The 16,261-nt window shown below is 69.9% G+C and carries 14 protein-coding genes and 1 pseudogene; 5 read left to right on the top strand and 10 right to left on the bottom strand.

Going from position 1 to position 16,261, the window contains the following annotated elements; translation table 11 throughout:
* Positions 1-66: 66 nt before the first annotated feature.
* Together ACZ7IB_RS27520 and ACZ7IB_RS27515 are read right to left on the bottom strand one after the other, a co-directional pair.
* Positions 67-2,490: an excinuclease ABC subunit UvrA gene (locus tag ACZ7IB_RS27520; RefSeq protein WP_470916496.1), complete on the bottom strand. Its 2,424-nt coding sequence runs from the start codon at positions 2,488-2,490 to the stop codon at positions 67-69.
* Between the two features lie 203 nt (positions 2,491-2,693).
* Entirely contained in the window at positions 2,694-4,085 is a 1,392-nt protein-coding gene (locus ACZ7IB_RS27515) for a polysaccharide pyruvyl transferase family protein (protein WP_470916495.1), read from the bottom strand.
* A gap of 391 nt (positions 4,086-4,476) precedes the next feature.
* Here ACZ7IB_RS27515 and ACZ7IB_RS27510 point away from each other — a divergent pair.
* Positions 4,477-4,797: pseudogene (locus tag ACZ7IB_RS27510) on the top strand (phosphatase domain-containing protein); the annotation flags it as partial.
* A 51-nt stretch (positions 4,798-4,848) separates the two neighbouring features.
* On the opposite strand, the gene ACZ7IB_RS27505 reads toward ACZ7IB_RS27510, so the two are convergent.
* Positions 4,849-5,064 carry a dodecin gene (locus ACZ7IB_RS27505; protein ID WP_266355349.1) on the bottom strand — a complete coding sequence of 72 codons (216 nt, stop codon included), beginning with the start codon at positions 5,062-5,064 and terminating at the stop codon, positions 4,849-4,851.
* Between the two features lie 201 nt (positions 5,065-5,265).
* Between ACZ7IB_RS27505 and ACZ7IB_RS27500 the strand changes: the two genes are divergently transcribed.
* The 3 genes from ACZ7IB_RS27500 (at position 5,266) to ACZ7IB_RS27490 (ending at position 8,442) form a co-directional block, all read left to right on the top strand.
* Positions 5,266-6,522 (top strand): extracellular solute-binding protein, encoded by a 1,257-nt coding sequence (locus ACZ7IB_RS27500; protein ID WP_470916494.1) that lies wholly within the window; start codon positions 5,266-5,268, stop codon positions 6,520-6,522.
* A gap of 172 nt (positions 6,523-6,694) precedes the next feature.
* The gene (locus tag ACZ7IB_RS27495; RefSeq protein WP_470916493.1) at positions 6,695-7,510 is read left to right on the top strand and encodes a GNAT family N-acetyltransferase; all 816 of its coding nucleotides are present in this window, start codon (positions 6,695-6,697) and stop codon (positions 7,508-7,510) included.
* Positions 7,507-8,442, top strand: coding sequence for a lysophospholipid acyltransferase family protein (locus ACZ7IB_RS27490; protein ID WP_470916492.1), 936 nt, complete (start codon positions 7,507-7,509; stop codon positions 8,440-8,442). The genes ACZ7IB_RS27495 and ACZ7IB_RS27490 overlap by 4 nt, the downstream gene beginning before the upstream one ends.
* Here ACZ7IB_RS27490 and egtD read toward each other — a convergent pair.
* Genes egtD through egtA form a run of 4 tightly spaced genes read right to left on the bottom strand, consistent with a single transcriptional unit; the run spans position 8,385 to position 12,779 of the window.
* Entirely contained in the window at positions 8,385-9,347 is a 963-nt protein-coding gene (gene egtD, locus ACZ7IB_RS27485; protein ID WP_470916491.1) for an L-histidine N(alpha)-methyltransferase, read from the bottom strand. The two genes, ACZ7IB_RS27490 and egtD, sit on opposite strands and share 58 nt — an antisense overlap.
* Entirely contained in the window at positions 9,344-10,099 is a 756-nt protein-coding gene (gene egtC, locus ACZ7IB_RS27480) for an ergothioneine biosynthesis protein EgtC (RefSeq protein WP_470916490.1), read from the bottom strand. Before egtC ends, egtD begins: the two co-directional genes overlap by 4 nt.
* Positions 10,099-11,463 carry an ergothioneine biosynthesis protein EgtB gene (egtB, locus tag ACZ7IB_RS27475; RefSeq protein ID WP_470916489.1) on the bottom strand — a complete coding sequence of 455 codons (1,365 nt, stop codon included), beginning with the start codon at positions 11,461-11,463 and terminating at the stop codon, positions 10,099-10,101. The genes egtC and egtB overlap by 1 nt, the downstream gene beginning before the upstream one ends.
* Positions 11,460-12,779 (bottom strand): ergothioneine biosynthesis glutamate--cysteine ligase EgtA, encoded by a 1,320-nt coding sequence (egtA, locus tag ACZ7IB_RS27470; RefSeq protein WP_470916488.1) that lies wholly within the window; start codon positions 12,777-12,779, stop codon positions 11,460-11,462. The genes egtB and egtA overlap by 4 nt, the downstream gene beginning before the upstream one ends.
* Positions 12,780-12,929: 150 nt before the next feature.
* On the opposite strand from egtA, the gene ACZ7IB_RS27465 reads away from it, so the two are divergent.
* The gene (locus ACZ7IB_RS27465) at positions 12,930-13,766 is read left to right on the top strand and encodes a TIGR02452 family protein (RefSeq protein WP_470916487.1); all 837 of its coding nucleotides are present in this window, start codon (positions 12,930-12,932) and stop codon (positions 13,764-13,766) included.
* Here the strand turns inward: ACZ7IB_RS27465 and ACZ7IB_RS27460 are convergent.
* From ACZ7IB_RS27460 to ACZ7IB_RS27450, 3 genes are all read right to left on the bottom strand, one after another.
* A complete protein-coding gene (locus ACZ7IB_RS27460; protein ID WP_470916486.1) occupies positions 13,751-14,218 on the bottom strand; it encodes a type II toxin-antitoxin system PemK/MazF family toxin in 468 nt (155 codons plus the stop codon). The genes ACZ7IB_RS27465 and ACZ7IB_RS27460 overlap by 16 nt on opposite strands.
* A 149-nt stretch (positions 14,219-14,367) precedes the next feature.
* Complete coding sequence (locus ACZ7IB_RS27455; RefSeq protein ID WP_470916485.1) at positions 14,368-15,882, bottom strand: flotillin family protein; 1,515 nt, start codon at positions 15,880-15,882, stop codon at positions 14,368-14,370.
* 138 nt (positions 15,883-16,020) lie between these two features.
* Positions 16,021-16,239: a hypothetical protein gene (locus tag ACZ7IB_RS27450; protein ID WP_470916484.1), complete on the bottom strand. Its 219-nt coding sequence runs from the start codon at positions 16,237-16,239 to the stop codon at positions 16,021-16,023.
* Positions 16,240-16,261 lie beyond the last annotated feature (22 nt).

The following is a 16,261-nucleotide window of genomic DNA, read 5'->3' as shown; positions in this document are numbered from 1 at the left end:
TTTCCCATTGCTTGCCTGATGCGGCAACTCTCGGTGGAAACGGGGCAGTTGAAATCGATGGAATCCTCAGGCGAGGCGGAGGGACGCCCTGAGGTACGCCGCCGTGCGGCTGCCCTCCGCGCGCGCGACCGCGGCGGGCGGTCCCGCCGCAACGATCCGGCCGCCCCGGTCGCCGCCGCCGGGACCGAGGTCGATCACCTGGTCGGCGCCCGCCACCACCGCCATGTCGTGCTCCACGACCACAACCGTGTTGCCCGCGTCGACCAGTCCGTGCAACTGCCGCATCAGCACCTCTACATCGGCAGGGTGCAGCCCGGTCGTCGGCTCGTCGAGCAGATACATGGTGTGGCCCCGGCGGGTGCGCTGGAGCTCGGCGGCGAGCTTGATCCGCTGGGCCTCACCGCCCGACAGCTCCGTGGCGGGCTGACCGAGCCGCAGATAACCGAGCCCGACGTCGAGCAGTGTCCGCAGACTGCGCTCGGCAGCGGGCGTACCGGCGAAGAAGCCGGCCGCCGACTCCACCGTCAGGTCCAGCACCTGCGCGATGTCGAGACCGCGCAGGGTGACCTCCAGGGTCTGAGGATTGTACCGCGCACCGTGACAGTCGGGGCAGGGCGCGTACGTACTGGGCAGGAAGAGCAGTTCAACGGAGACGAACCCCTCGCCCTGGCAGGTCTCGCACCGCCCGCCCGCCACGTTGAACGAGAACCGTCCGGCCTTGTAGCCGCGCTCGCGCGCCGTGTCCGTCTCGGTGAACAGCTTCCGTACGACGTCGAAGAGCCCGGTGTACGTGGCCAGATTGGACCGGGGGGTACGGCCGATCGGCCTCTGGTCGACCTGCACCAGACGGTCCACCGCCTCCAGTCCCTCCACCGACGCGCACCCGGGCGTGGGACGCTCGGTGGGGAGGTCGGCGATGGCGGAGGCCTGCCGGTCGGCGAGGACACCGGCCAGCACCTGACCGACCAGGGTCGACTTCCCCGACCCCGAGACGCCGGTGACGGCCGTGAACACCCCGAGCGGAAACTCCGCGTCCACCCCCCGCACATTGTGGCGGTCGACCCCGTTCAGCTTCAGCCACCCCGACGGCGTACGCACCTCCCGTACCGGAGCGGGTCCGTCGTCGAAGAGGAAGCGCCGGGTCGCCGACTCCACCACCTCCGCAAGTCCGGCCGGGGGACCGCTGTGCAGCACCCGGCCCCCGTGCTCACCGGCCAGCGGTCCCACATCGACCAGCCAGTCCGCCCGGCGCACCACATCCATCTGATGCTCCACGACGAAGACCGAGTTCCCGGCCGCCTTCAGCCGGCCGAGCACCCCCAGCAGCGACTCGGTGTCTGCCGGGTGCAGACCCGCCGACGGCTCGTCCAGCACATAGACGACACCGAACAGACCGGAGCGCAACTGGGTGGCGAGCCGCAGCCGTTGCAGCTCGCCGGAGGACAGTGTCGGAGCCGTACGGTCGAGGCTGAGATAGCCGAGTCCGAGCTCGGTGACCGTCTCGATCCGGGCGAGCAGATCTGCCGTCAGCACCCGCGCCGTGTCATCGCCGCCCGCCTCGCGCAGCACCTCGGCGAGCGAGGTGAGCGCAAGCCCGGCGAGTTCGGCGATCGAACGGCCGGCGAAGGTGACGGCCATCGCCTCCGGACGCAGCCGGCTGCCGCCGCAGACCGGGCAGGGGGCACTGGTCAGGAAGCGCTCGGCCTTCGCCCGCAGAGTGCGGCTCTTGGAGTCCGCGAAGGTGTGCATCACATAACGGCGGGCACTCATGTACGTGCCCTGGTAAGGGCGTTGGATACGCCCCGCGTCACGCACCGGATGGACCGTCACCACCGGCTGCTCATCGGTGAACAGGATCCACTCCCGGTCCCCGGCCTCGAGCTCGCGCCACGGTCGGTCGATGCCGTAGCCCAGCGCGTCCAGCACATCGCGCAGGTTCTTGCCCTGCCAGGCCCCCGGCCAGGCGGCGATCGCACCGTCCCGGATCGACAGCGAGGGGTCGGGTACGAGCAGCTCCTCGGTGGTGCGGTGGATACGGCCGAGACCGTGGCACTCAGGACACGCACCGGCGGCGGTGTTCGGTGAGAAGGCGTCGGAGTCCAGCCGTTCGGCACCGGCGGGGTAGTCCCCGGCGCGCGAGAACAGCATGCGCAGGGAGTTCGAGAGCGTGGTGACCGTCCCGACGGACGAACGGGCACCGGGTGCCGAGCGGCGCTGCTCCAGCGAGACGGCGGGCGGCAGCCCGGTGACCTCGCCGACCGCGGGCGCACCGACCTGATGGATCAGCCGGCGGGCGTACGGGGCGACGGACTCGAAGTAGCGGCGCTGCGCCTCGGCGTAGATCGTCCCGAACGCGAGGGAGGACTTCCCGGAGCCCGAGACGCCGGTGAACACGGTGAGTGTGTCGCGCGGGATGTCGACCGAGACGTCCTGGAGATTGTGTTCACGGGCGCCGCGCACCCGGACGTACGGATCATGGGGGGTGGACATGTGCGCGGGGACTCCGTACGGATCGGGGCAGGGCCGGCGGCCTGGGGACAAACACTCCGATTCTAGGCGTCGAAAGCAGCTCAGACGTGGCGAGGCCGGTAGTACGGGACCGGTCGGCGCAGGGCTGCCGGACCATCTCCCGGGCCCCGGACGACCGGAGGCCGGTCCTGCCGGACCGGCCTCGGATCAGGTTCGGACAGTTCCTAGCGCGACGGACGCAGGGCGCGCTTTATGGGCCTTCCCACGACACTGCGGGCCCGCTGGTACGTGGAGCGCTGCACGGGCAGCGCGGTGCTCTTCGCGAGCTTCCGCCTGAGCTGGGTGTTCTGGGCGGTGAGGTCCGTCAGCTGGGACTGGAGCCAGTTGAGTCGCGCGCCCATCGTGGAGGCGTCGGCTCCGACCCAGGGGCGGATACCCGGAGGGAAGGCCAGAGTGCTCATCCGTGCCTCGAAGGCCGCACCGCCGTCGCCGTGGGTGAAGGTGTTCTCCAGGCCGTTCTTGTCGAGGAAGTTCGTGAACCGGTCGAACCGCTCCTGGTGACCGCGCATCAGCGGCCCGAAGTCCGCCTCGGCGTAGAGGTCGGCGGGGTCGAGGTCGAAGGGGACCTCGGTGAGCATCCGGTGCGGGATGTCGAAGTAGCGGCACAGCTCCAGCGTCCGGGAGTCGCCGCAGAGCACGGTGGCGGGCGTTCCGGCCAGCAGCGCCGCGATGTTGCCGTGGATCCGGGAGCCGAAGGAGAAGTCGAAACCCCGCAGGTCGTCCATCCAGGTGACCGGGTCGATGTAGACCCGGACCTTGTCCTCCCCATACATGGGGTGGTCGGGGTGGGTGGGGATGTCGGTCAGCGAGGCGTTCTGATGGGACAGGTCGCGCCAGTGCAGCTGACGTGCGTCGGAGAGGTTCTGGCCGATGAACCGAAGGTGGGGGTAGCGCGCGTGGGTACGGTTGATGATCTGCCCGAGCTTGTGCTTCCGCACGGCGTCATGGGATCCGTTGATGGCGATCCGCGACTCGGGCCCCAGTGCCCGGCCGCTCTTCCCGATGTCGAGCCTGCTGCCGTTGAGGAACATCGAGGGACAGCCGATGACCTCCACGTCACGGAAACCCATGTCCCGCAGATACCGCTCGGTGAACTCCCCGCGCACGCCGATGGAGGCGCTGTGGTCGAGCACGGCGGAGACGAACGCGTGGACCGTCGGCTGCATGGGCCGCAGCCGGTCCGCGGAGTAATCGACTCCGGTCTGGGCACCCACACCCGGGACGACGACCGGGATCTTCAGTTTCGAGATCAGCTGCGTCAGGCGCTCCAGCTGGCGCTCGAAGGAAGGCCGGAAAGCGTTGGCGAGCGGGATGACGAAGACGTCGTACTCGCTGTTGATCCGGTCGGCATCGGCGACCCTGGTGGCGATGCCGTTCGACATCACCTCCGAACGTGGCGTCTCCAGGATCTTGTGAGCGGCGTCGCTGAAGATCAGGTTGCCTGAGTTGGTGGCGAACACGTCGTCATGGAGAGCTCGCTCGACGGGGACGACGTCGTAGGGGCTCTTCCCTGAACGCAGGAGTATTCGCTTCACATGGTTAACGTTGGATGCCACAAACCTGAATATAGCTTTACGAACGCTTTTGATTCCATGCGCATCCTGTACAACCTTTTGCGATCTGCGTGGAACGTAAGGGCATGATCACACATCCGCGCGCGTGTGGGCGCGGGGGGTGTGTAACGGAGACCTCGGGGCGGTCCTCGCCCAACGACGCACTCTTGAGTGCCGGACGGCCCCGCCCGTACGCTGCGTCCTGCGCACGGGGCGGGAGAAGCCCGTTGCCAGGCGGGCCACCTGTGTGAAGTGCCGCAAACCCCGCACCGCTTGTCCGGAATGTCGGGGATGGGGTGACGAGAAGTGTCCGCAGTGCGACGCCACGGGCTTCAGGGGCTGCCCGGTCTGTTCGGGCGAGAGGTCGACGGAGCGCACCGCGTGCGACGGTACTAGTGCCGAGGAATGCGAGGTCAGGTATCTCACCGGGCGGCCCGAGCGCTGCCGCCGGGACACCGTGGCGTGGCTGACGGAACAGGGACTGCCCGAGGGGCGGTTGTACATGCGCCGCAACGACGACCGCAGGCCGGCCCGGCACACCAAGCTGGAGATCCTGAAGCGGCTGGGCCGGGAGCATGAGGTGCGGATGCTGGTCGATGACGACGAACTCGTCTGCGATGTGGCGGAGCAGGCCGGCTTCGCCGTGGTGCGGGCCCGTTGGGCGAAGGTGTCGCCCGCGCTCAAGGATGCGCAGGAGCGTGAGGGCCGTACGTGAATCCGGCGTGGCGGAACCGGCCGGACGCGGCCGTGAGCCGGTCGCGCCGGATCAGCTCGTCTCGTCGAGCCGGAAGCCCACTTTCAGGCCCACCTGGTAGTGCTCGATCCGGCCATCGGTGATCTCTCCGCGAACCTGCGTGATCTCGAACCAGTCGAGATTGTGCAACGTTTCCGAAGCTCTTGCGATGCCTCTGCGGATGGCGTCGTCGACGCCTTCGTGAGAGGTTCCCACGATTTCCGTGACCCGATAGGTGTGATTCGACATCTTATGTCTCCTCTCGTCCCTACCACGGTGCCCCACCCGGCCCGGGTGCGCGAGGGGTCGGTGTGCGGAATGTGTGATGAACGGGGCTTGACCAGAGCAATGGTCCATACCAAAATCCAGCCACGCCGGTGCGAGCGCCGCCCGCATTCCCCCACACCGGGTTCTGGATTTCGTCGTGCCGTTTCGCAGAAGGTGAATCTGGTGAAGAACCGCATACTCGTCGGAGCCGTTGCGCTCGTTTCCACCTTTGCGCTGGGCGGATGCGGCTTTGTCCCGGGCTCGGAGGCGTCCAGCGGTAAAAAGGTCACGATCTGGCTGATGAAGGACAGCGTCTCCGCCGATTTCCTGGAGCGCTTCACGAAGGCGTACGAGGACGAACACCCCTCCGTCGAGCTCGAGTTCAAGATCCAGAGCTGGAGCGGTATCGGCCCGAAGGTCACCGATGCGCTCAATGGCAAGGACACCCCGGACGTCATCGAGGTCGGAAACACCCAGGTCCCCCAGTACGCGGAGAGCGGCGGGCTGCGCGACCTGACCCTGGAGTCCGCGCGCGACCTCGGCAGCGAGGACTGGCTGCCCGGCCTCGCCGACCCGGGCAGCATCGACGGCGTCCAGTACGGCATCCCCTGGTACGCGGCCAATCGAGTGGTGATCTACCACAAGGACCTCTTCGAGCAGGCCGGTATCAAGACCCCGCCGAAGACCCGGGACGAATGGATCGCGGACAGCGCACAGCTGAACCGGAACGGCAATCAGGGCATCTATCTCGCGGGCCAGAACTGGTATGTCCTCGCCGGATTCATCTGGGACGAGGGCGGCGAACTGGCCGAGGAGAGGGGTGGCGACTGGGAAGGCGCCCTGGACAGCCCCGGCGCAATCAGGGGCATGAGCTTCTACAAGGAACTCCAGGCGCTCGGTGACGGCCCCAAGGACGCGGACGAGGAAAGGCCTCCGCAGGCCAAGGTCTTCGCCAAGGGCGATGTCGCGCAGATCATTTCGGTACCCGGCGCCGCCGCGCAGATCGAGCAGCTGAACCCCGAACTCAAGGGAAAGCTGGGCTACTTCCCGATCCCGGGCAAGTCCGCGAAGGCTCCCGGCTCCGTGTTCACCGGTGGGTCCGATCTGATCGTTCCGGAGAAGGCGAGTCAGCGCACCGCGGGTATCGATGTGGTCAAGGCGCTGGCGGGCCGGAAGTGGCAGGAGGAGCTCGCCAGGACCATGAGCTACGTGCCCAACAAGCCCGGTCTCGCGCGTGTCATCCTGGGACAGGAGGGCACCGCGGCGATGGCCCGGGGCGCCACGAAGGGGCGTGCGACGCCCAACTCGCCGCAGTGGGCGAATGTCGAGGCCGTCAACCCGATCAAGCCGTACATGACGGCTGTCCTCCAGGGCGGCGACCCGCAGGATGAGGCGAAGGCGGCCTCGGAGAAGATCACCGACCAGCTCGCGGGCGGCTGACACACCCAGTACCGATCCGCTCGGACACACCCGGGATTCAGCCTTCGCACATCCTGGCTCCCCCATGCGGTCATGTCGAATCCAGCCGGTCACGGAAGAAGTAAGGGGCCGGGCTTCGCAGCAGTGCGAAGGCCCGGCGGCCGCCCTTGCCGATCCGTCCCCGGAGACCGTCATGAACGCGCTGCCCGTCGCCTCTCTCCCCGCCGCCCCCGTTGTTCCCGCTCAGCCCGCCCCTCCCGCCCGGTCGCGCTACCGGGTGTCCCTCGCCGTCGACCAGGAAGACGTACGTGCGGCCCAGCGCCTGCGCCATCAGGTCTTCGCCGGTGAGCTCGGCGCCAGGCTGGAAGGAGCCGAACCCGGTCTGGACAGTGACGCGTTCGATGCCCACTGCGACCATCTGCTGGTACGGGAGGAGACCACCGGCGACGTCGTCGCCACCTACCGCCTGCTGCCGCCCGACCGGGCACGGATCGCCGGGCGCCTCTACGCGGAGAGCGAGTTCGACCTCGGGCGGCTCGGACCGATCCGCGAAGACCTGGTCGAGGTCGGCCGGTCCTGCGTCCACCCGGCCCACCGGGACGGCGCCGTCATCGCGCTGATCTGGGCCGGACTCGCCCGCTACATGGAACGCACCGGGCACAACTGGCTGGCCGGCTGCTGCTCGATACCCCTCGCCGACGGTGGCGTCGCCGCGGCCGGGGCCTGGGAAACCGTACGGACCAAGCACCTGGCACCCGAGGATCACTGGGTCACCCCCCACCGCCTCTGGCAGCCCACCGCCGGATCCGCAGGAAGGGGAGACGTGCCCACCGGACTCTCCACGCTCCCTCCCCTTCTCCGCGGCTATCTGCGACTGGGCGCCTGGGTCTGCGGGGCGCCCGCGTACGACCCCGACTTCAACGTCGCCGACCTGTACGTACTGCTGTCGCTGCGCCGCACCGACCCGCGCTATCTGCGCCACTTCCTCGCACTCGCCCCACTGCGATGAACCCGTGGCTGCCCACCTCACCCTGCACCCCGCTCACCTGCGCAGGTCACGACGGACGCACGCGGGGCCGCGCGGCGGCCGTGGTCCTGCTGCTCGCCGGGTGCGCGTTCATCCTGGCCGGGGTGCTGGGTGCCCCGTTCGTGCTGCTGGTCGGCGCGGTACGGCGGGAGCGGTTGATCCGGCTCTGGGCGTACGGGGTCGTGCGGGCCTTCGGGATACGTGTGCGGGTCATCGGCACACCCGGGGCAGGCGCACCGGGCACGCTCGTCGTCGCGAACCACATCTCGTGGCTGGACATCCCGCTCGTCGCGGCCGTGTTCCCCGGCCGGATGCTGGCCAAGAGAGAGATACGGAACTGGCCGCTGCTCGGCCGGCTCGCCGACGTCGGCGGCACGCTCTTCGTGGAACGTGAACGGTTTCGCGCACTGCCCAGGACCGTGCGCGACATCGCGGCGGCACTGCGCGGCGGTTCACGGGTGGTCGCCTTCCCGGAGGGCACCACCTGGTGCGGGCGCGGCGGCGGGCGGTTCGGGCCCGCCGTGTTCCAGGCCGCGATCGACGCGAACGCCACCATTCAACCGGTACGCATCACCTACCGCACCGCTCCGCCGCGCAGCACTGTCGCCGCCGGCCGGACGGGGCCCGCCGTCGCCGCACGGGCGGCCGGTGCGGGCGGCCGGTCGCCCGGCCACGAGCGCGCCGCTCCGGCGGAGCACACGGCCCCGGCCGGTGCGGCCGCGTTCGTCGGCGACGATCCACTCATCGCCTCACTGTGGCGGGTGGTGACGGCGGCCGGGCTGACCGCGGAGATCCGCGTCCTGCCGCAGATTCCGCCGGGCGACTGCCCGGACCGCCGCACCCTGGCCCGTCTTGCTCAGACCGCCGTCGCCAACGACAGCGCGAACCGGTTCCCGGAGTCCGTCCACCACTGATCCATGCTCAGACCGGCCGCGGCGAGTTCGGCCCGGATGCCCTCCTTTCGGAACTTGGCCGACACCTCCGTACGCACCTCCTCGCCGGCCTCGAAGGCCACCACCAGATCCAGGTCCGGGACCTTCACCGTGAGTGCCTCGCGGGCCCGCAGTCGCATCTCGATCCACTCCCGCTCCGGGTCCCAGAGCGCCACGTGATCGAAGTCGGCCGGGTCGAAGTCCGCGCCCAGCTCCCGGTTCATGACCCTGAGGACGTTCTTGTTGAACTTTGCCGTCACCCCGGCCGCATCGTCGTAAGCGGCGACCAGTACCTTCTCGTCCTTCACCAGATCCGTGCCGAGCAGCAGCGCGTCGCCGGGGGAGAGCAGCGACCGGACCGACTTCAGGAACACCGACCGCTCGTCAGGCAGCAGATTGCCGATCGTGCCGCCCAGGAACGCGATCAGCCGCGGCCCCGGGGTGCCGGGCAGTGCGAGACCGCCCGTGAAGTCGGCGATCAGGGCGTGCACGGAGAGGTCGGGCCGCTGCGCGAGCAGGGCCTCGGCGGCGCCGTGCAGCGCGCTCTCGCTCACATCGACCGGCACATAACTGTGCAGCGCGGGCAGCGCGTCCAGCAGGTGCCGGGTCTTCTCCGACGACCCCGATCCCAGTTCGATCAGGGTCTGCGCCCCGGACGCCGCGGCGATCTCCTCGGCGCGGTCGATCAGGATCTCGCGCTCGGCGCGGGTCGGGTAGTACTCGGGAAGCCGGGTGATCTCCTCGAACAGTTCACTGCCGTGCGCGTCGTAGAACCACTTGGGCGGCAGTGTCTTCGGGTGCCGGGTCAGGCCGTGCAGCACATCGGCGCGCAGCGCCGCGTCCGTCGCGTCCGCGGGCAGGGTGCGGGTCAGCAGAAAGGGACTCACTCAGCGCGCTCCTTGAGCGGGGTCAGCAGAACTTCGGCTCGGGTCGCCGTCAGCAGCGTCCGGTCGGGGACCGTGCGCCAGTGCGGATCGTCGTCGTACGGCTCCGAGGCCACGACCGTGCGCAGGCGGGGCTCGGCGAGATACCACAGGGTGTCTCCCCAGGCCGTCGCCACGATTGTGGTGCCATCGGTGAGCAGCAGATTCAGCCGCGATTCCGGCGCCGCGGCTGCCACGTCGAGCACGGTGTCGGCGACGGCCTGCGGCAGTTCGTCGCCGTCGGCGAGGCGGTGTCGTACGAGTGCCCAGATCAGGGCCGAGTCGCAGCGGGCGGTGAGGGTCAGCAGTTCGGCCGGGGGCAGCGCGGCGGCGAGTGGTGCCAGGGACTGAGGCCAGCCCTTCACCGCGCCGTTGTGGCTGAACAGCAGCTGCCCGGCGGCGAACGGTGCGGCCGCCGCCTCGCCGTCGGCGCCCGCCTCGGTGGCGTCGCGTACCGCGGCGAGCAGCGCCGGACTACGCACAACTCTGGCCAGATCGGCGAACGTCTGGTCGCCCCAGACCGGGCCCCGGCGCCGGTAGCGTCCGGGCACCGGATCGCCGTCCGCGTACCAGCCGACGCCGAAACCGTCGGCGTTGACGGTCCCATGCCGCTGGTGTCTCGGGGCCCAGGACTGGTGCACAAGGCTGTGGGGCGGTCGTGTCAGCACCTCGCCGAGAGCCACCGACGGTCCCAGATATGCGATATGACGGCACATCAGAGATCCCTCGCGGTACGGAATCCGGAGAAGATCTGGCGCCGCACCGGCAGGTCCCAGTTGCGGAACGTCCCCCGGCACGCCACCGGGTCCACGGCGAACGAGCCGCCGCGCAGCACTTTGTGTGCCGGTCCGAAGAACACCTCGGAGTACTCGCGGTACGGGAACGCCGCGAAGCCGGGATAGGGGAGGAAGTCGCTCGACGTCCACTCCCATACGTCACCGATCAGCTGCCGCACGCCGAGCGGCGACTTGCCCGCGGCGTACGCCCCCGCAGGTGCCGGCCGCAGATGGCGCTGACCCAGGTTGGCCCGCTCGGGAGTCGGGTCCTCGTCGCCCCACGGATAGCGCAGCGAACGGCCCGACGCCGGGTCGTGGCGTGCCGCCTTCTCCCATTCCGCTTCCGAGGGCAGCCGGCGCCCGGCCCAGCGGGCGTATGCGTCCGCCTCGTACCAGCTGACATGGAGCACCGGCTCGGTCTCGGGGACCGTCTCGGTCACTCCGAAGCGGCGGCGAAGCCACTGGCCGGCGTCCCGGTGCCAGAACAGCGGAGCGGTCAGTTCGTGCTCGCGGACCATGGCCCAGCCCTCGGGGGCCCACCAGCGCCGCTCGGTGTAGCCGCCGTCCTCGATGAATCCCTGGTACGCGCCGCAGGTGACCGGGGCCGTGTCGATGAAGAAGTCCGGCACGTCGCGCACATGGGCGGGGCGTTCGTTGTCGAGAGCCCATGGCTCGGTGGACGTACCCATGGTGAACGGGCCGCCCGGGACCAGTACTTCGGCCGGGAGACCCGCCGCTTCGGCGGGTGCGGGCGGCGGAACCGGCGCGGTCAGAACGGCAGGTCCCGACCTCAGCTGATGGGTGATCAGCATCGTTTCGTCGTGCTGCTGTTCATGCTGGGCGATCATGCCGAAGGCGAACCCGGCCCGTACCAGCGGGCGGTCACCGTGCAGTGCTGTGCCGTCGAGTACGTCCAGCGCGCGACCACGTACCTCCGCGGTGTAGGTACGGGCCTCGGCGGGCGCCAGCAGCGGCAGAGAGGGGCGGGTCGCCCGGGGATGCTCGAAGGCGTCGTACAGCCCGTCGATCTCCGGGCGCATCGCCTCCCGCCCGGCCACCCCGCGCAGCAGCCACAGCTCCTCCTGATTGCCGATGTGCGCGAGGTCCCATACCAGGGGGGACATCAACGGCGAGTGCTGGGCGGTCAGTTCATGGTCGTCCACACTGTCGGTGAGAAGTGTGGTGCGTTCGCGGGCGGCGAGCAGCGCAGCGAGGGCGCGCTGCCGGAGCGCCTCGGTGTCCGCCTCGTCCGGACCGGCCGTGCTGTGCGGACCGGAAGCGGCGGGCGTGGGGGAGTCGGTCATGAGCGGGGCCCCTCGAAGTGATGGCCCGAATCACCCGCTGAACCCGGCGCGAGCAGTTCGGGAAGATCGTCGGCCGGACATCGGCCCCGGGCGACGAAGCGGTCGTTGAAGTCCGCCACCGCCTCCTGCACGGCCGTGGTCGCTCCCATCCGGGGCAGCGCCTCCAGCGCGAGTTCGAAGCAGGTGACGGCCGCCGACCGCAGTTCGGGATCGGTCAGGCCGTCGCGGGCGGCGCCCACCCAGAGCGGATTGCGCGGCGCGGGCCGTGGCCCGGCCGTCTCGGCCAGTGGTTTGACGGTGCGGTACACGGTCTCGGCGGCCTCCGGGTCGTCGAACAGGGCAGTGGTGACGGCGAGCGGCACCAGCCACCCGTCCGCGCCGTGCTGCGCGTCGATCATGCGCAGCTCAAGATGTCCGCGTGGGCGCACGGGCGGAAAGAGGGTGCTGATGTGGTAGTCGAGGTCGGCGCGCACCGGTGGTCTCGGAGTGCCGGTGCGGATCCAGTTGCGGAAGGTCAGACCGTCCGGCACCGCCCATGGCCCCTCGTCGTCCCGGATGCACATCACCGGGGTGTCCAGGACATGCGTGGCCCACGCGTCGCGCGGCGGCAGACAGCCGGGCGGTGCCAGGGACCGCCACGGATCGAGGTCGGCCCAGAGCGATTGCCGGGTGGACCGCCACGGTGTCGGGCGGCCGAACTGGAACGGCGAGTTGGCGAACACCGCCACCAGCACCGCGCCCAGCAGATGGGACAGCTGCCAGCGCCGCCCGTAGCCGAGCGGACCCGGTTCCTCCTCTCCTGCGTCAAGACATACCTGGACGGACGCGGTGGTGCACATCATGGCGCGGCCGGCCGGTCCCGACCGGTCGAACGAGATCTCCATGGCGTCGTAGCGGGGCTCGTGCAGCAGACGGCGCGGTGGATGCCACGGATCGACGCCGAGACCCACCGGCGCGAGATCCACCCGGTCCAGGGCGTCACGTACCGCGTTGAGATCGGCGGCGGTGGCGTCGATGCACGCCATCAGGGAGCCGGCGGGGCGCGAGCTGAGCTCCAGCTGGCCGCCGGGTTCGAAGGTGAGCGCCGCACTCAGGGGCAGGGCCCGGAGGATGTCGGCGGCCGCGTCGAGACGGTGGTGGGGGACACGGACGCGGGGCTGATCCCGGTGGTGAATGAGCCATTCGAGTTCAACGCCGACCGTTCGGGGCGGTCCGGTCTTGAAACAGATGCAACGCAGTAAATCCTCCGCCTCGCCCTCGCCGAGGGGCGGGGCCTGGCCGGGCGGACCATGGTCTCCGAGTGTGTCGGATGACATGCCGGGGCCTCCTTCTGCTCGGTTCGTCCGCACCAGCCAAACCCCTATGGGGAGATCGCACAAGAGTGCCCCTGTGCGTCGGAAATACGGTTGCATCCATGCCGCTGGAGCGCAGAGCATGCCTCGTATGCACCACACGGGGGAGTACCGATGAGCGCACGGCTGCGCGGCATCGCGCGAGAGACCGAAGCCATTGTCGAGGCCGGCCGCTACCGCACGCAGGAAGGGCGTGAGGTGAGCATCGAGCGTGCGCTGACCACCGCACTGTCGGGTACCAGGCTGTACGGCCCCGAGCCGGTACCGGTCGCGGCACTCGACTTCGACCGCATACCGGTCGTCGAGGTCACCGACGAGAGCAGTCTGCAGGCGGCGCGCCGGATGGCCGGCGAAGGGCCCGGCAAGATCGCTGTCCTGAACTACGCCTCCGCCCGCAATCCCGGAGGCGGCTATCTCAACGGCGCACAGGCCCAGGAGGAAGCCCTGTGCCGCGGCTCCGCCCTGTACGCCACGCTGCTGCGCGCCCCCGACTACTACGCCCACCACCGCGCAGAACGCAGCGCCTTCTACACCGACCGGGTGATTCACTCACCGGGCGTACCGGTGTTCCGCGACGACCGGGGACGGCTGCTCGACACCCCGTACACCGCGGGCTTCCTCACCTCCCCGGCACCCAACGCCGGAGTCATCCGCAGCCGCACCCCCGAGGACGCGCACCGCATCCCCGCCGCGCTCGCGTCCCGGGCCGAGCGGGTGCTGGAGGTCGCGGCGGTGCGCGGGTACCGCAGGCTGGTGCTGGGAGCCTGGGGCTGCGGTGTGTTCCGCAACGATCCGGCGCAGGTGGCCGGTGCGTTCCGGGCACTGCTGCTGGACGACGGCAGGTTCGCCGGGCACTTCGAGCAGATCGTCTTCGGCATCCTCGACCGCAGCCCCGCATCCGCAACCAGGTCCGCCTTCGCCCGGATGTTCGGCGGTCAGTTCCAGTCGTAGCGCTCCCGCAGCCGGCCGACGACAGAATCGAACCGGTCCCGGTCCAGAGCGCACGCCTCACGCCGCATCCCGTCCTCGTGCACCCGCAGTACCCGGTCCAGATCGACCCAGGACGGGCGGCCCGAGCTGTCCCACGGTCCGGCCCCGAGCGCCACCCACTCGCGGTCCCGGTCGTGCTGCTTGCTGGAGAGCTGCACGGCGAGCAGCGTGCCCGCCGCCTCGCGGGCCACCACCAGAACCGGACGGTCCTTGCCGCGCCCGTCGTTCTCCTCGAACGGCACAAACGTCCAGACGATCTCGCCGGGGTCGGGGTCGCCGTCCCGGTCGGGGGCGTACGAGGTGCGGACCGGGCCCACGTCGCGCGGGTCGGCCTCGGATGTGGCGGTCGGGCCGGTGCGGCCGGGGAAGGCGGCCGGGCTGTCGGTGCTGTCGTCACGGTGCTGGATGGTCATCCCCACACCGTAGGACCTGCACGGCCGTTCCACGGGGCGGGGCCGGTGAACGGGCAGCAGGCCGCACACTCGACTTCGACGACCCGGAGCTGTGGCCGGTGCTTGCCCCGGGCTGAGGGGCGTGCGCCGGCCACGGCCGACCGGACCGGTCAGGAAGGCGTGCCGCCCTCCTGATCACCCGTCACCGCAATGTGCTGCTTACGCGGCGAGGGCGCAGCGGCCGGCGTGACCCCGTTGACCTTGGACGCCGGTTCCGCCGGGCTGTCCTGACTCATCGTGGACAGCAGCTGCCGGGCCAGTCCAAGGCCCGTGCCACCCATCGTCAGCGCCTTCGCAAACATGTCCGACATGCCGTCGGCCCCGTTCAGCAGCACCATGTGGTCCACACTGCTGAAGGCGCCCGCGCCCGCCTCGACGATCTCCGGCCACTTCTCGGCCAGTTGCTGGGCCACCACCGCCTCCTGGTTCTCCGCCAGGGCCGCGGCCCTGGCCTTGATCGCCTCCGCCTCTGCGAGGCCCTTGGCACGGGTCGCCTCGGCCAGTGCCAGCCCCTTGGCCTGGGCCGCGGCGGCCTCCGCCTCACCCGTCGCCCTGGTCGCCGTCGCGGCGGCGGCGCCGCGCGCCTTCGTCGCCTCGGCCTCCGCGAGCGCCGCCGTCTTGACCCGGTTGGCCTCCGCGACCGCGGCGAGCTCTGTCTCCCGCGCCTTCGCCTCGGCCGCCGAGATCCGGGCGTCGCGCTCGCCCTCGGCCAGGGTGCGCTTCTCGTACGCCTGGGCGTCCGCGGGCTTGCGCACATCGGCCTGCAGCTGCTGCTCGCGCCGCTGGGCCTCCAGTTCGGCGACCCTGGTCTCCTGGACCACGACCTCCTGCCGCGCCGCCGCGTCGGCCAGCGGACCTGCCTGCCGGGAGCTGGCCGCGGCCTTGTCGCGCTCGGCCTGATACCCGGCCTGCAGGATCTCGCTGTCGCGGGTCGCCTCCGACATCCGGGCGGCGGCCTGCTGTTCCGCCTCGGTGGCCCGCCGGTTGGCCTCGGCCTGCGCTATCCGGGCATCCCGCTGCACCGCCGCCGCATGCGGCATCGCCAGGTTCTTGATGTAGCCCGTCGGGTCCTCGATCTCATGGATCTGGAGCGAGTCGACGATCAGCCCGAGCTTCTCCATCTCGGTCCCGCACGCCGCCCGGGTCTGCCCGGTGAGCTTCTCCCGGTCCCGGATCATGTCCTCGACCGTCAACCCGCCCACGATGGAACGCAGATGACCGGCGAACACGTTGTGCACCCGCTCCGACATCATCTTCTGCTGGTCGAGGAAGCGGCGGGCCGCATTGGCGATCGATACGAAGTCGTCGCCCACCTTGAAGATGACAACGCCCCGCACCCGCAGCGGAATCCCCTGATGCGTGACGCAATCGACCGACAGCTCGGTCTCGTTGAGGTCCAGGGACATCTTCCGCACCGCCTGGACCCCGGGCAGGACAAGCGTTCCGTGACCAGTGACGATCCTAAATCCCATGCCCTGCCCGAGACCCTCGGTCTTGTGCTTGGAACCGGAGATGACGAGTGCTTCGTTCGGCTCGGCCACTCGCCACATCAGCTTGAACAGGCCGATCAACACAATGATGGCGGCGAGTACGAGACCCGCCGTGACGCCGATGACCATCGGCATGCGCCCCCTTATCGCAGTGCTCCGTCGGCACCGCTGAACAGGGGGAGTCTTCTCCTGCTCGCGGCGGCGGAGAAGACGCTTGCGCAACCTTGCCGCATTCTTGACGACGAAAGGTGTGAAGACCCTCCCGCCGGGGCCTCAACTACCGTATGCGCAAGCCACATACACCGTCCGTGGCGGCAGATACTCGATCACCGTCACCACCGTGCCGGGCTCGATGCGTTCCTTCGCGGAGGCCGGATGCGCGAGGAAGTGCTCGGCCCCGCCCCGGATCCGTACGATCACCTCGCCGACCAGCCCCGGCCCCACCGTCCCGGTCACCCGGCCGATCAGTCCCACCATCGAGGAATCATCCATGCCCCGGAGCGTACCCACGCCG

Source organism: Streptomyces sp. NPDC037301 (assembly GCF_055602785.1).
This window is presented reverse-complemented; position numbering and strand designations above follow the sequence as displayed.

What these genes read in the sequence shown, in the direction of transcription:
- ACZ7IB_RS27520 (WP_470916496.1), bottom strand. Translation starts at nt 2,490, where the DNA reads ATGTCCACCCCCCATGATCCGTACGTCCGGGTGCGCGGCGCCCGTGAA.
- ACZ7IB_RS27505 (WP_266355349.1), bottom strand. Translation starts at nt 5,064, where the DNA reads ATGTCGAATCACACCTATCGGGTCACGGAAATCGTGGGAACCTCTCAC.
- ACZ7IB_RS27495 (WP_470916493.1), top strand. Translation starts at nt 6,695, where the DNA reads ATGAACGCGCTGCCCGTCGCCTCTCTCCCCGCCGCCCCCGTTGTTCCC.
- ACZ7IB_RS27490 (WP_470916492.1), top strand. Translation starts at nt 7,507, where the DNA reads ATGAACCCGTGGCTGCCCACCTCACCCTGCACCCCGCTCACCTGCGCA.
- egtC (WP_470916490.1), bottom strand. Translation starts at nt 10,099, where the DNA reads ATGTGCCGTCATATCGCATATCTGGGACCGTCGGTGGCTCTCGGCGAG.
- egtB (WP_470916489.1), bottom strand. Translation starts at nt 11,463, where the DNA reads ATGACCGACTCCCCCACGCCCGCCGCTTCCGGTCCGCACAGCACGGCC.
- egtA (WP_470916488.1), bottom strand. Translation starts at nt 12,779, where the DNA reads ATGTCATCCGACACACTCGGAGACCATGGTCCGCCCGGCCAGGCCCCG.
- ACZ7IB_RS27465 (WP_470916487.1), top strand. Translation starts at nt 12,930, where the DNA reads ATGAGCGCACGGCTGCGCGGCATCGCGCGAGAGACCGAAGCCATTGTC.
- ACZ7IB_RS27460 (WP_470916486.1), bottom strand. Translation starts at nt 14,218, where the DNA reads ATGACCATCCAGCACCGTGACGACAGCACCGACAGCCCGGCCGCCTTC.
- ACZ7IB_RS27455 (WP_470916485.1), bottom strand. Translation starts at nt 15,882, where the DNA reads ATGCCGATGGTCATCGGCGTCACGGCGGGTCTCGTACTCGCCGCCATC.
- ACZ7IB_RS27450 (WP_470916484.1), bottom strand. Translation starts at nt 16,239, where the DNA reads ATGGATGATTCCTCGATGGTGGGACTGATCGGCCGGGTGACCGGGACG.